At 69.5% G+C, this 14,904-nt stretch carries 7 protein-coding genes; 4 read left to right on the plus strand and 3 right to left on the minus strand.

What is annotated here, in order from left to right; translation table 11 throughout:
• From ABD329_RS25090 to ABD329_RS25100, 3 genes are all read right to left on the minus strand, one after another.
• A partial coding sequence (locus tag ABD329_RS25090; RefSeq protein ID WP_344316935.1) for a beta-ketoacyl synthase N-terminal-like domain-containing protein occupies positions 1–5,008 on the minus strand: 5,008 nt, incomplete at its 3' end.
• 23 nt (positions 5,009–5,031) lie between these two features.
• On the minus strand, positions 5,032–9,801 hold the full coding sequence (locus ABD329_RS25095) for a non-ribosomal peptide synthetase (protein WP_198277936.1): 4,770 nt from the start codon (positions 9,799–9,801) through the stop codon (positions 5,032–5,034).
• A gap of 140 nt (positions 9,802–9,941) precedes the next feature.
• Positions 9,942–10,238 carry a hypothetical protein gene (locus tag ABD329_RS25100; RefSeq protein ID WP_198277935.1) on the minus strand — a complete coding sequence of 99 codons (297 nt, stop codon included), beginning with the start codon at positions 10,236–10,238 and terminating at the stop codon, positions 9,942–9,944.
• Positions 10,239–10,491: 253 nt separating this feature from the next.
• Between ABD329_RS25100 and ABD329_RS25105 the strand changes: the two genes are divergently transcribed.
• From ABD329_RS25105 to ABD329_RS25120, 4 genes are all read left to right on the plus strand, one after another.
• Positions 10,492–11,490, plus strand: a complete 999-nt coding sequence (locus tag ABD329_RS25105) for a LacI family DNA-binding transcriptional regulator (protein WP_198277934.1) — start codon at positions 10,492–10,494, stop codon at positions 11,488–11,490.
• Positions 11,491–11,707: 217 nt separating this feature from the next.
• Positions 11,708–13,051, plus strand: coding sequence for an ABC transporter substrate-binding protein (locus ABD329_RS25110; protein WP_198277933.1), 1,344 nt, complete (start codon positions 11,708–11,710; stop codon positions 13,049–13,051).
• 5 nt (positions 13,052–13,056) lie between these two features.
• Positions 13,057–14,013, plus strand: coding sequence for a carbohydrate ABC transporter permease (locus ABD329_RS25115; protein ID WP_198277932.1), 957 nt, complete (start codon positions 13,057–13,059; stop codon positions 14,011–14,013).
• A complete protein-coding gene (locus ABD329_RS25120) occupies positions 14,010–14,885 on the plus strand; it encodes a carbohydrate ABC transporter permease (protein ID WP_198277931.1) in 876 nt (291 codons plus the stop codon). The genes ABD329_RS25115 and ABD329_RS25120 overlap by 4 nt, the downstream gene beginning before the upstream one ends.
• Positions 14,886–14,904: the final 19 nt, after the last annotated feature.

The raw sequence follows: 14,904 nt of genomic DNA on the forward strand, positions 1-14,904 counted from the left end.
CCACACGGGCACCGTCCTCCAACGACAGACCACCCGCCACACACGCCGCAGCGATCTCACCCTGCGAATGCCCCACCACCGCCGACGGCACCACACCAAACGAACGCCACAACTCAGCCAACGACACCATCACCGCCCACAACACCGGCTGCACCACATCAACCCGCCCCAACGCCACCTCATCACCCAACACATCCCACAACGACCACTCCACAAACGGCGCCAACGCATCCGCACACTCACCCAACCGCCCCGCGAACACCGGCGAGAACTCCACCAACTCCAACGCCATCCCAACCCACTGCGACCCCTGCCCCGGGAACACGAACACCACGTCCCCGGAGGCTCCGCTGCCCCGTACCACTCCCGGCGCGGGTGTCCCGTTCGCCACCGCATTCACACCACTCAGCAACTCGTCGCGTCCGGCGCCCACGACCACCGCACGGTGCGACAACGTCGTACGGGTCGATGCCAGCGACCATCCCACCTCCGCCGGGGTGGGGCGGGGATCGCCCGCCAAGAAGGCGCGCAACCGCTCGGCCTGGGCCCGCAGCCCGGCCTCGCCCTGTCCCGACAACACCCAGGTGACGGCCGCCGCTTCGCCGTCGCCTTCCCCGATGGCCCCGGTCGGCCGGGCCGGCTCCGGGGCCTGCTCCAGGATGACGTGAGCGTTGGTGCCGCTCACTCCGAACGATGAGACGCCCGCTCGGCGAAGGCCACCGGTCGTGGGCCATGGCGTCGTCCCGGTGAGCAGCTCCACCCGGCCGCCGGACCAGTCGACGTGGGGCGACGGCTCATCCACGTGCAGCGTTCGCGGCAGCACCCCGTGCCGCATCGCCATCACCATCTTGATCACACCAGCCACACCCGCGGCCGCCTGCGTATGACCGATGTTCGACTTCAGGGACCCCAACCACAACGGCCGGTCCGCATCCCGGCCCTGACCGTACGTGGCCAACAACGCCTGCGCCTCGATCGGATCACCCAGCGCCGTACCCGTACCGTGCGCCTCCACCGCGTCCACATCCGCCGCCGACAACCCCGCGCTCGCCAACGCCTGCCGGATCACCCGCTGCTGCGACGGACCATTCGGCGCCGTCAGACCATTCGACGCACCATCCTGATTCACCGCCGACCCACGCACCACCGCCAACACCCGATGCCCATTGCGCTCGGCGTCCGACAACCGCTCGACCACCAGCACCCCGACGCCTTCGGCCCACCCCGTTCCGTCCGCCGCCGCCGCGAACGCCTTGCACCGACCGTCCCTGGCCAGTCCCCGCTGACGGGAGAACTCCACGAACATCGACGGTGTGGCCATCACGGTCACACCGCCCGCCAACGCCAGTGAGCACTCGCCCGCCCTCAGCGACTGTACGGCGAGGTGCAATGCCACCAGCGAGGACGAGCATGCCGTGTCCACGGTGACCGCCGGGCCCTCGAGGCCCAGGGTGTAGGACACCCGGCCCGAGGCCACGCTCGCGGCGGTGCCGGTCAGCTGGTAGCCCTCGGCCGCCTCTCCGGCGTCCGCCGCGTAGCCGACCGACGAGGCGCCGATGAACACGCCCGTGCCACTGCCCTTGATGTGCTCCGCGGGGATCCCCGCCCGTTCCAGCGCCTCCCACGATGTCTCCAGCAGCAGCCGCTGCTGCGGGTCCATCGCCTCGGCCTCGCGCGGTGAGATCCCGAAGAACCCCGCGTCGAACTCGGCCGCGTCGTACAGGAATCCGCCGTCGCGTGCGTATGACGTGCCGGGGCGGTCGGGGTCGGGGTGGTAGAGGCCGTCGAGGTCCCAGCCCCGGTCGGACGGAAAGCCGGAGATGGCGTCCTCGCCGTCGACCACGATCCGCCACAGGTCCTCGGGCGAGTGGGCCCGGCCGGGAAACCGGCAGCCCATCCCCACGATCACCACCGGATCGCCGCCGTCAGGTGTCGCCACGGTCGCGGGCATGGCCCGCTCATCCGTCCGGCCGTGGAGCCTGCGGTGCAGATGCTCGGCGAGCGCGGCGGGCGTCGGATAGTCGAACAGCAAGGTGCCGGGCAGCGGAAGGGCGGTCGCCTCAGCGAGCCGTTCGCACAGTTCGACGGCGGTGATCGAGTCGAACCCGAGCTGCTTGAAGGTGTGCTCGGCGCCGATGGCTGTTGCCGACGCGTATCCGAGCACGACGGCCGCGTGCGCCCGGACCATGCCGAGCATCTCGCCACCGCTCAGTCCGGTGTCGGGCACCTCGTCGTGGCTCAGGCCCTCGTCGAACGCCTCGTCGCGGCTGAGGCCGGTGGCCGTGCGCTCGGGCCCGGATGTGGCCCCATGGCCAGGCGTGGTTCCGCTCTCGGGCCCGGGTGCGGAGAGCCAGTACCGCTGCCGCTGGAAGGCGTACGTGGGCAGTGGAATCCGCCGCCCACCGGACACCAGCGGGCTCCATGCCACTTCGACACCCGAGACGTACAGCTCGGCCAGCGCGGTGACCAGGGCTTGTGGCTCGGGCCGGTCGCGGCGGAGGGTGCCCACCAGCGTCCCGGGCCCGGTCAGGCAGTCGCGGGCCAGGGTGGTGAGCGCCTTGTCCGGGCCCAGTTCCACGATGGTGGTGACGCCTTCGTCCTCCAGACAGCGGACGCCGTCCAGGAACCGTACGGTCCGGCGGACATGTTGGACCCAGTACTCCGGAGAACACAGCTCTTCCGCCGTGGCCCGCCGACCGGTCACATTCGACACCAGCGGGATCCGGGGCGCCCGGTAGGTAAGGCTCTCGGCGATGTGCCGAAGCTCGTCCAGGACGGGATCCAGATGGGGCGAATGGAAGGCGTGGCTCGTCCGGAGCCGCTTCGTCCTGCGTCCACGGCGGGTCCACTCCACCGCCAGGTCGAGTACGGCGCGCTCGTCCCCCGAGATCACCGTGGCGGTGGGGCCGTTGACCGCCGCCACGCAGACCCGGGCACCGTCGTCCGAGGCCCCGCTCGCCATGAGCGTCCGGGTGACCTCGTCCTCGGTGGCTTCGAGCGACACCATGGCGCCCGGCTCCGTCACGGCTTGCATCAGCCGCCCACGGGCGGCGACGAAGGCGGCGGCGTCCGCCAAGGACAGCACACCCGCCACATGGGCGGCGCTCACCTCGCCGAGGGAGTGGCCGATCAGCAGGTCCGGTACGAGGCCGAAGTCCTCGAGCAGCCGGAACAGCGCCACCTCCACCGCGAAGAGTCCGGCCTGGGCGTACACCGTCCGGTTGAGCAGTTCGGCGTCGGCACCGTGGATCACGTCCCGAAGCGGCCGGTCCAGGTGTGCGTCCAACGCAGTGCACACTTCGTCGAGAGCCTGGGCGAACGCGGGGAACGCGGCGCTGAGTTCACGTCCCATGCCGAGACGCTGCGCGCCCTGGCCGGCGAAGGCGAAGGCCAGCTTTCCCGCCGTCCTCGCCGTGCCCGTCACCAAACCTGCCACCGTGCGGCCTTCGGCGAGCGCGTCCAGGCCGTGTGCCGCGTCGGTCGCCTGCCCGGCGATCAGCACCGCGCGGTGGTCGAAGGAGGTTCGGGTGGTGGCGAGGGAGTAGGAGAGGTCGGTGAGGTTCGGCGATCGCTCCAGATACTCCCGTAGCCGCGTCGCCTGGCCGCGAAGCGCGGCAGCGGACACCCCGGACAACGGAAGCGGGACCGGGACCGGGACCGGAGCCGGAATCGGGATCGAGCTGGGCAGGGACTCAGGCTCAGGGTGATGCGCGCAGACGTGGGAAGCGTGGGAGGCGTGCGAGGCGACACCGACGAGTGGTTCTGCGAGTAGGACGTGGCAGTTGGTGCCGCCCATCCCGAAAGAGCTGACACCGGCGACCAGGCGGCTGTCCGACCTCGGCCACTCCCCCGGTGCCAGGCGCATCTCCAGGTTGAGCTCGCCCATGGGGATACGGGGATTCGGCGTGCGGTAATTGAGGCCGGCCGGCAGCTGCCGGTGGTGGATGGCCAGTGCGGTCTTCAGAAGGCCGGCGATACCGGCGGCGGCTTCGAGGTGGCCGATGTTGGTCTTCACCGACCCCAGCTGCACCGGCCCCGCTCCGCTCCGGCCGAAGACGGCGCCCAGGGCCGCCGCTTCCGCCGGGTCGCCGAGTGCCGTTCCGGTGCCGTGCAGCTCCACGTACTGAACGGCCTCGGGGGAGATCGCGGCCCGCCGCTGGGCGAGCCGGAGCACCTGCCGCTGACCGTTCGGGTCGGGTGCGGTGAGCGATGCACCGCCGCCGTCGTTGTTGACCGCGCTGCCCTCGACCACGCAGTAGACGGTGTCGCCGTCGGCGCGAGCGTCGGAGAGCGGTTTCAGGACGACGAGTCCGCCGCCCTCGCCCCTGACATAGCCATTGGCGCGTGCGTCGAAGGTGAAGCAGTGGCCGTCCGGGGAGAGCGCGCCGAACGCGGCGATATCGGCGGCGGTCTCCGCGGAGAGGTTCAGATTGACCCCGCCCGCCAGCGCGAGCCGTGACTCGCCGCGGCGCACGCTCTCCACGGCCATGTGCACCGCGACCAGGGAGGACGCCTGGGCCGCGTCCACGGTCACGCTCGGGCCGCTCAGGCCGAACACATGGGAGAGCCGGTTCGCGATCATGCCCCGCTGGGTGCCGGTCAGCGTGTGGTGTGAACGGCCGCGGGCGCGGATCAGCGAAGCGTAGTCGTCGGAGCCGGCGCCGATGAACGCTCCTACGGTGGCGCCCCGCAGGGTGGCGGGCACGATGCCCGCGTCCTCCAGCCCTTCCCAGGCCAGCTCGAGCATCAGCCGCTGCTGGGGGTCCATCGCCGCGGCTTCCCGTGGTGAGATGCCGAAGAACGCGGGGTCGAAGCGGTCGACGTCGTCGATGAAGCCACCGCGGCGGATGGCGGGCGGTGTGGACCGGTCGTCGGTCCACCGCCCCTCGGGCACCTCACCGATGGCCGAGACGCCGTCGCTCAGCAGCCGCCAGAACGCCTCGGGATCGGGTGCCTGCGGAAAGCGGCAGGACATTCCGACAACGGCGACGGCCTCATCCAGTTCCATGCGATTCCTCGGGGCGGGATCGTTCACTGGTCGCGGCCCCGGCCCTGCCACACCTGTGAGACCGGCCGTCCGGGATCCGCGGCGGCCGCGGAGACGACCGCCACCACGTCGTCGCAGAACCGCTCGATCGTGGCACGGTCGAAGAGGGACTTGCTGAACAGCACGGTGCCGGCGAGGCCGCCGTCCTCCGCGCTCTCGTACAGGTCGATCTCCATGTCCACGTTGACCGTCACCGGCGGGTGGGTCATCAGGAACGGCTCGGCGGTCAGTCCGGTGAGCCGGAGTGGCCGCGGCGGGGTGTTGACGATCTGAAAGATCACCTTCACCGGCGGGTCGTCCGACAGCCGCGTCCCGGCCCGCTTGCCGACGGTGTCACCGGCGAGGTCACCGGCCGGGTCGGCAGCGGGGTCGGCAGTGTGTTCACCGATGTGCTTGAGGACGGACACGAAGGGCACGTCCTGGTGGGTGTGGGCGTCGGACATCGCGTCGCGCACCGTGGCCAGCAGCGTGCCGAAGTCCGTGGCGCCGGGCACCTCGGTGCGCAGTGCGAGCATCTTGGAGACGAGGCCCACCGTGTTCTCCAGTTCGTCCCGGCCACGGTTGGCCGTGGGCACACCGACGAGGACGTCCTGGTTGTCCGAGCGGGCGGACATGACCACCTTCAGGGCGGTCAGCAGCGTCATGTACAAGGTGGCGTTGGACGATTCGCCCAGCCGTCGGGCGGTTTCGACGGCGTCCTTCGGCAGTCGCCAGTGGAAGATGTCGCTCTCGTAGCGGGCCGACGCGGCGCGGGGCCGGTCGGTGGGCAGTTCGGCGGGGGCCATGCCCTCGAAATGCCGCTTCCAGAAGTCGAGTTGGCGTTGCAGCAGCGGACCGTGCAACCACTTCCGCTCCCAGCTCGCGACATCGGCGTACTGGACGGGTACGGGTGGCAGGTCCGGTTCGGTGCCGTGCAGCAGTGCCGCGTAGACGATGGACAGATCGCGGACCAGCACTCCCTGGGACCAGCCGTCGGTGACCAGGTGGTGCAGGGTGAGCACCAGTACGTGGTCGGACTGGGACAGCCGCAGCACGCGCAGTCTCGCCAGCGGGCCGCGGGTGAGGTCGAAGGGGCGGGCCGCCTCCTGGCCGGCCAGTACCGAGGCTTCGGTCTCGTCGTGCGCCTCGGCCACCTCCACCTGGACCGGCGCACTCGCCCGGATCACCTGGACGTATCCGTCGGCCTCCCTGACGAAGGTGGTGCGCAGGGCCTCGTGGCGGTCGATCAGCAGGTCCATCGCCCGGCGCAGGCAGTCGAGGTCCAGTTCGCCCGAAACCCGCACCGCCATGGGGATGTTCCAGTGCCCGGCGTTCAGGACATCGTCGAAGAAGAGGTCCGTCTGCTGCTGTGCGAAGGTGAGGGGGACGGGCCGGTCGCGCCGCGTGGGAACCAGCGGGGGCAGCTCGGGTTCGGGACCGGAGCGGGCCGCCGCGGTGAGCGTGGCCGCCAGCTCTCGGGGGGTGCGCTGCTGGAAGACGGTCTTCAGCGGTACGGCGATACCGAGGGCGGACCGGAGCCTGGCGACCACCCTGGTGGCGATGAGGGAATGGCCGCCCAGCGCGAAGAAGTCGTCGTCGATGCCGACCTTGGTGGCGCCGAGCAGATCCGCGTAAACCCGGCAGACGGCCTCTTCCTCGGCGGTGCGGGGTGCGACGTAGCCGACCTCGAGCACGGTGCGCAGATCGGGGGCGGGCAGCGCCTTCCGGTCGATCTTGCCGCCGGAGGTCAGGGGCACGCTGTCCAGCAGGACGAACGCGGAGGGCACCATGTATTCGGGCACCGCGGACTCGACGTACCGACGCAGGGTCTCGGGCAGCCGGCCGTGCCGGTCCGCGGCGGTGGCGTCGGCCACCACATAGGCCACCAGCCTCTTGTCGCCGGGGGTGTCCTCGCGCACCATCACGGCCGTGTGCAGAACGTCCTGGTGCCGGGCGAGGATCGCCTCGATCTCGCCCGGTTCGATCCGGAAGCCGCGTATCTTCACCTGGTCATCGATCCGGCCGAGGAATTCCAGGTTGCCGTCGGGCAGCCAGCGCACGAGGTCGCCGGAGCGGTACATACGCGACCCGTCGCCGCGGAACGGGTCCGCCACGAACCGGGCGGCGGTCAGGTCCGGGCGGCCGAGATAGCCCCTGGCCAGCCCCTCTCCGGCCACGCACAGCTCACCCGGCACCCCCACCGGGACGGGCCGGAGCCGCCGGTCGACCACGTACACCCGGGTGTTGCCGATCGGGCGGCCGATGGGCGCGGTGAGCGGCCACTCGGCCACCTCGGCGGGGAGCGAGTACGACGTCACCACATGGGCTTCGCTGGGACCGTAGTGGTTGTGCAGCCGCAGCTCGGGGCGGCGGGCGCACAGCTCGCGCAGATCGTGGTGGAGGGAGAGGGGTTCGCCGGCCTGTGAGAGGTGGCGCAGTGCGGCCAGCTCGGTGCCGTGCGGATCCACCTCCTCGGAGATCGCCCGCAGCATCACATTCGGGACGAAGAGCTGGTCGATCTCCTGGGCGTGGACCCATTTGGCGAACTCGACGGGGTCCATGCGCAGTTCCTCGCCGGGGACGACGATCGTCTCGCCGTACAGCAGCGCGGAGAAGATCTCCTGCAACGAGATGTCGAAGGTCAGCGTGGCGAACTGTGCCGTCTTGGCGTCGGGACCGATCGGCAGGGCCCGCTTCTGCCAGGCCACCAGGTTGAGCACACAGGTGGCGGGCATGAGGATGCCCTTGGGGACTCCGGTGGAGCCGGAGGTGTAAATGACATACGCGAGGTTCTGGGCGCTGGGCCGTGCCGTGGGCGGGGTCCGGGGCTGCCCGGCGAGCGGTTCGTGCTCGGCGTCGAGCAGGATGAGCCGGATCCCGGACGCCGCGGACGCATCGGATGCCCGGAGTGCATCGGCCGTCCCGGACGCATCGGGTGTCCCGGGCACATCGGGCGTGCCGGACGCATCGGGCGTCCCGGGTGCCTCCGGGGTTTCGAGCAGGCCGGTGAAGCGCTGCTGGGTGACGGCGACGGTCACCCCGGAGTCGGCCAGGACGAACTGGACGCGGTTCCGGGGGTGGTGGGGATCGATCGGCACATAGGCCGCTCCGAGCTTGAGGATCGCGAGGATCGCCACGATCATCTCGATGCCGCGATCGACGCAGAGCCCGACCAGGGTCTCGGGGCCCACCCCCCGGGCCTCCAGCAGATGGGCGAGCTGGTTCGCCCGCTGATCCAGCTCGGCGTAGGTCACCCGGTCATCACCGCAGATCACGGCCACCGCGTCGGGGCGGCGCTCGGCCTGGGCGGTGAAGAGCGCGGGCAGGGATCCGGCGGGTACGGGGCCCGTGGTCGCGTTGAACTCCTCCAGGACCTTCGCCCGCTCCGCCTCGTCGAGCAGCGAGATCTCGGAGATGCGCCGGTCCGGCTCGGCCAGGACGCCCCGAAGGACGACGGTGACGTGGTGCAGCAGCCGTTCAACGGTGCTCGTGTCGAACAGGGCCTTGCTGAAGACGACGTGTCCCAGGACCCCGTCCCCGGTCTCGACGAGATGGACCTCCAGATCCATTCGGGTGAGGATGCCGCCGTGGTCGTAGGGCTCGGTCCGCGCGCCGGGCAGATCGAGCCGCTCCGCCGGTACGTTGATCATCTGGAAGAGCACCTGGACCAGCGGGTTCCGCGACAGGTCCCGCTCGGGGTGCACCTGCTCCACCAGATACTCGAAGGGCAGGTCGCCATGGGCGAAGGCACCGGCCGCCGTGTCGCGGACGCGGCCCAGCAGTTGGCGGAAGGTGGGGTCGCCGGACAGGTCGGTCCGCAGCACCACGGTGTTGACGAAGAACCCGATGAGCCCCTCGACCTCGGCACGGCCCCGGTTGGCCACGGGGGTGCCCACCGTGATGTCGTCGCTGTCCACGTACCGGCCCAGTACCAGCTGGAAAGCGGCCAGCAGGGTCATATAGAGGGTCGCGTTCTCACCGGCGCCCAGTCGGCGGGCCGCCCGGATCAGTTCGGGCGGCAACTCCCAGCGCACCGCGTCGCCTTCCTGGCTGGCGATCGAGGGCCTGGGCCGGTCGGTGGGCAGTTCCAGCGCGGGCGCCATGCCGTCGAGCCGCTTCGTCCAGTAGTCCAGCTGACGGCGCAGGGTCGGGCCGGACAGCCAGTCGCGCTCCCACTCCGCGTAGTCCGCGTACTGCACGGGCAGCGGGGGCAGTACGGGCTCGTGCCCGGCGTCGAGCGACGCGTACGCGAGGGACAGCTCACGCACCACGATCCCCTGTGACCAGGCGTCCGTCGCCACATGGTGCACCGTCAGCAGCAGGATGTGGTCCTGTTCGTCCAGTCGCAGCGCCTTGGCCCGCAGCAGCGGTCCGGTGCTCAGGTCGAAGGGCTGGGTGATCTCGGCTCCGGCCAGCCGCCGGACCTCGGCCAGCCGCTCCTCCTCCGAGCCGCCGGACACCACTTCACGGCGCACCGGGACGGGGGCGGGGGGCTCGATCCGCTGCACCGGCTGACCGCCGGCCTCGCCGAAGGTGGTGCGCAGCGCCTCGTGCCGGGCGACCACGAGCGAAAGGGCCCGGGCGAGATGAGAGATGTCCAGGCGACCGCGCACCCGCACGGCGAAGGGGAGGTTGTACGAGGCGTTGCCGGGTTCCAACTGGTCGAGAAACCACAGCCGTTGCTGGGCGAACGACGCCCTCAGCTCCCGGCCCCGGTCGACCGGCACAATGCCGGTGGATTCGTTTCTCCTGGTCCGCTCGAAGAGATTGCTCATGGCCGCGCTGAGACCACGGGATTTGGGTGCGCCTGAATTCCCCACAACACAGCCTTCCCCGACGACTGATGGAAATTGCTTTTCGCGGCTATTCCGCTGGTGCTGTCGCTTTCGCTTGCCAACTGATGGCGTAACGCTTCTTAAACGGCAGTACGGCCGGGATTACATTCGGCGGCAAACCCGAGAAAGGTATCGACTGCGAGGTGTTCTTCGCGCGTGAATCCTGTAGCGGCGATGGAGCCGGGAGAGTCGAGGGACTCGAATGCGGTGGGCTCGGCCGACCGCCGGTACTCACCCTCGACGCGGGCCGCATGACCGGCATCGATGGTGTGATCGGCGTCGATATTGCCGATAAAACCGCCACGCCGCGCCGAGTGGTCGTATTCCGCGCAGCCCAAGGCGGCAATCCCGGAGGTTCGCAACTCCGAAACACTCACTACAGTCCCCGTCCCCCGTCCAACGAGCCCCCTCGAAAGGAACCTAGATCGTTGGCTGATCCGCTGTCAACCCATACTTTTGGGGCGGCAAATAGGGCGAATTGCCGACCCGCCCGAACTCACCCGCCGACCCGATCCGCATGTCAGCGGCGCCGAGCGATTTCCACTCCGGGCCGGGGGCCGCCGCCGGAGTCACACGTTCCGCACCCCGCCAACGCAAGCCACTTGCAGTAGTTGCGCTACGCTTGCGTACATGACGCGACGACTTGCTGAAGTGGCGAAGAAGGTCGGTGTCAGCGAGGCCACGGTCAGCCGGGTACTCAACGGCAAGCCCGGGGTCTCCGCAGCCACCCGGCAGGCGGTGCTGTCCGCGCTGGACGTCCTCGGCTACGAACGGCCCACGCAGCTGCGGGGCGACCGGGCCCGGCTGGTGGGGCTGGTGCTGCCCGAGCTCCAGAACCCCATCTTCCCGGCGTTCGCCGAGGTCATCGGCGGGGCGCTGGCACAGCTCGGACTGACTCCGGTGCTGTGCACCCAGACCAAGGGCGGGGTCTCCGAGGCCGATTACGTGGCGCTGCTGCTGCAACAGCAGGTCTCCGGGGTGGTGTTCGCGGGCGGGCTGTACGCGCAGGCCGACGCGCCGCACGACCACTACCGACTGCTCGCCGAGCGCAACATCCCGGTGGTGCTGGTCAACGCGGCCATCGAGCACCTCGGCTTCCCCGCCGTCTCCTGCGACGACGCCGTGGCCGTGGAGCAGGCGTGGCGGCATCTGGCCTCCCTCGGCCACGAGCGGATCGGCCTGGTGCTCGGGCCCGGTGACCACATGCCGTCGGCACGCAAGCTGACCGCCGCGCGGGCGGTCGCCGGCCACCTTCCGGATGAGTTCGTGGCCCGGGCGATCTTCTCGATCGAGGGCGGCCACGCCGCGGCGTCCCGGCTGATCGACCGGGGCGTCACGGGCATCATCTGCGCCAGCGACCCGCTGGCCCTGGGCGCGATACGAGCCGCGCGCCGCAAGGGGTTCGGCGTGCCGTCGCAGGTGTCCGTGGTCGGCTACGACGACTCCGCGTTCATGAACTGCACCGAGCCACCGCTGACCACCGTCCGCCAGCCCATCGAGGCCATGGGCAGGGCGGCGGTGGAGGTGCTGAACGCGCAGATCGGCGGGGTGGCCGTGCCGTCCGAGGAGCTGCTGTTCGAGCCGGAGCTGGTGGTCCGCGGCTCCACCGCCCAGGCGCCACGGGACTGAGCGGACGGAGGCCCGTCGAGGGGGGACCGAAAGGACGGTCGCGAAATGCCGACAGGCTCAATCGACATGATCCGCAGCGCAGTTGAATAATTACAGAATCTACGCGACATCTTGCGGGCCGATGTCGTCGGTGCTTGAGTGTGCGGCGCACTCACGGTTGTGTGCGCCCCGCTCACGGCCGTGGGGCTTCCCTGCTCCTGTACAGAGGGGTCCACCCATGAGAAGCACCGGGTTCCGTCGTACTCTCATCGCGCTCAGCACGTTCTCCCTCGCCCTCACCGCCTGCGGTGGATCGGGCGACGGCTCGGCGGGCGGAAAGACGCGTATCACGGTCAACTGCATGCCGCCCAAGAGCGCCAAGGTCGACCGCAGGTTCTTCGAGGAGGACATCGCCTCCTTCGAGAAGCAGAACCCGGACATCGACGTCGTCGCGCACGACGCGTTCCCCTGCCAGGACCCGAAGACGTTCGACGCCAAGCTGGCCGGGGGCCAGATGGAGAACGTCTTCTACACGTACTTCACCGACGCCGGACATGTGGTCGACATCAACCAGGCGGCCGATCTCACTCCGTACGTCAAGGAGTTGAAGAGCTACTCCACCCTCAGCAAGCAGCTGCGCGACATCTACACGGTCGACGGCAAGATCTACGGCATCCCGCGCACCGGCTACTCGATGGGTCTGATCTACAACCGCAAGCTCTTCGAGAAGGCCGGACTCGACCCCGACAAGCCCCCGATGACCTGGGAGGAGGTCCGCGCCGATGCCAAGCGGATCGCCGAGCTGGGCGGTGGCACGGTCGGCTACGCGGACTACAGCGCCCAGAACCAGGGCGGCTGGCACTTCACCGCCGAGCTGTACTCACAGGGCGGCGATGTCGTCAGCGCGGACGGCAGGAAGGCCAGCATCGACACCCCCGAGGCGCGCGCCGTGCTGCGGAACCTGCACGACATGCGCTGGGTGGACGACTCGATGGGCAGCAAGCAGCTCCTGGTCATCAACGACGCCCAGCAGCTGATGGGCTCCGGCAAGCTGGGCATGTACCTGGCCGCGCCCGACAACATCCCGATCCTGGTGAAGGAGAAGGGCGGCAGCTACAAGGACCTCGCCATCGCTCCCATGCCCGGTGGCAAGGGCACGCTCATCGGCGGCGACGGCTACATGTTCCAGAAAAAGGACACACCGGCCCAGATCCGGGCCGGTCTCAAGTGGCTCGACCACATGTTCCTCACCCCGGGCAAGGGCTTCCTCGGTGACTACGTCCGCGCCAAGAAGCGGCACGCCCCGGTGGGCCTGCCCGAGCCACGGCTGTTCACCGGCGCCGCCGATGCCGAGGACCAGCGGATCAAGAAGGCCAACGCCAATGTCCCCGTGGGCAACTACCAGACCTTCCTCGACGGCAACCAGAAGCTGCGGATGAAGATCGAGCCGCCGCACGCCCAGCAGATCTACTCCGTGCTCGACGGGGCCGTCTCCGCCGTCCTGACCAAGAAGGACGCCGATGTCGACCAGCTCCTGGAGGAAGCCTCCGACAAGATCGACGGCATTCTGGCCCGGGACTGACCCCGATGACCAAGACCGCTGCGCGGCCGCCCGCCGAGGCGATCGCCGTCCACCCGGTGCAGGCGCCGCCCCCGGCGGGGGGTCGGGGGCGGCGCCGTCTCGCCGATCAGGTCCGGGCCTATGGCTTCCTCCTCGGCGGCCTGATCTGCTTCGCGCTGTTCTCCTGGTACCCGGCGATCCGCGCGGTCGTGATCGCCTTCCAGAAGTACACGCCCGGCTCGTCCCCCGAATGGGTCGGCACCGCCAACTTCACCCGCGTCCTGCACGATCCGGAGTTCACCGCGGCCTGGCGTAACACCCTCACCTTCACCCTGCTGGCGCTCCTCATCGGCTTCGCGATCCCCTTCCTGCTCGCCCTCGTGCTCAATGAACTCCGGCACGCCAAGGCGTTCTTCAGGGTCGTGGTCTATCTGCCGGTGATGATCCCGCCGGTGGTCAGCGCCCTGCTGTGGAAGTGGTTCTACGATCCGGGCGCCGGGCTGGCCAACGAGGCGCTGCGCTTCCTGCACCTGCCCACCTCGAACTGGTCCAACGGCGCCGACACCGCCCTGATCTCCCTCGTCATCGTGGCCACCTGGGCCAATATGGGCGGCACCGTCCTGATCTACCTGGCGGCGCTCCAGTCCATCCCCGGTGAGCTGTACGAGGCGGCCGAACTCGACGGCGCGAGCCTGTTGCAGCGCATCCGCCACGTCACGGTCCCCCAGACGCGGTTCGTGATCCTCATGCTGATGCTGTTGCAGATCATCGCGACGATGCAGGTCTTCACCGAGCCCTTCGTGATCACCGGTGGTGGCCCGGAGAACGCCACGGTCACCGTCCTCTACCTGATCTACAAGTACGCCTTCCTCTACAACGACTTCGGTGGCGCCTGTGCGCTGAGCGTGATGCTGCTCGTGCTGCTCGGCGCCTTCTCCGCCCTCTATCTGCGGCTCACCCGCTCCGGGGAGGACGACGCATGAGCACCCGGACCCTCGTCTCCCCAGCCGCCCTGGCCCGCCCGCGCGGCCGGGCCGTCTACTGGACGGTCTTCACCTCCGTGGTGGTGCTGTTCGCGATCGCCTTCCTCTTCCCGGTCTACTGGATGGTGACCGGTGCGATGAAGTCGCCGGACGAGGTGGCGCGTACCCCACCCACCATCGCCCCGAAGGAGTGGCACCTCAGCGGCTACGGCGACGCCTGGGACCTGATGCAGCTTCCGCAGCACCTGTGGAACACGGTGGTCCAGGTGGCCGGCGCCTGGGTGTTCCAGCTGGTCTTCTGCACGGCCGCCGCCTACGCCCTGTCCAGGCTGAAGCCCGCCTTCGGCAAGGTGATCCTCGGTGGCATCCTGGCCACGCTGATGGTCCCGGCCCAGGCGCTGGTCGTGCCGAAGTACCTGACCGTCGCCGACCTGCCGCTGATCCACACCAGCCTGCTCAACGACCCGCTCGCGATCTGGCTGCCGGCCGTCGCCAACGCCTTCAACCTCTATCTCCTCAAGCGGTTCTTCGACCAGATCCCGCGCGATGTCCTGGAGGCCGCCGAGATCGACGGTGCCGGGAAGCTGCGCACTCTGTGGTCGATCGTACTGCCCATGTCGCGCCCGGTGCTGGGCGTTGTGTCGATCTTCGCGCTGGTGGCGGTGTGGCAGGACTTCCTGTGGCCGCTGATGGTCTTCTCCGACACCGGCAAGCAGCCGATCAGCGTGGCGCTCGTCCAGCTGTCGCAGAACATCCAGCTGACCGTGCTCATCGCCGCGATGGTCATCGCCAGCATCCCGATGGTCGCGCTGTTCCTCGTCTTCCAGCGGCACATCATCGCCGGGATCAGCGCGGGCAGCACGAAGGGCTGACACCGCCCCCTCGACAGAA

The organism is Streptomyces javensis, assembly GCF_039525925.1.
GTDB lineage: Bacteria > Actinomycetota > Actinomycetes > Streptomycetales > Streptomycetaceae > Streptomyces > Streptomyces asiaticus.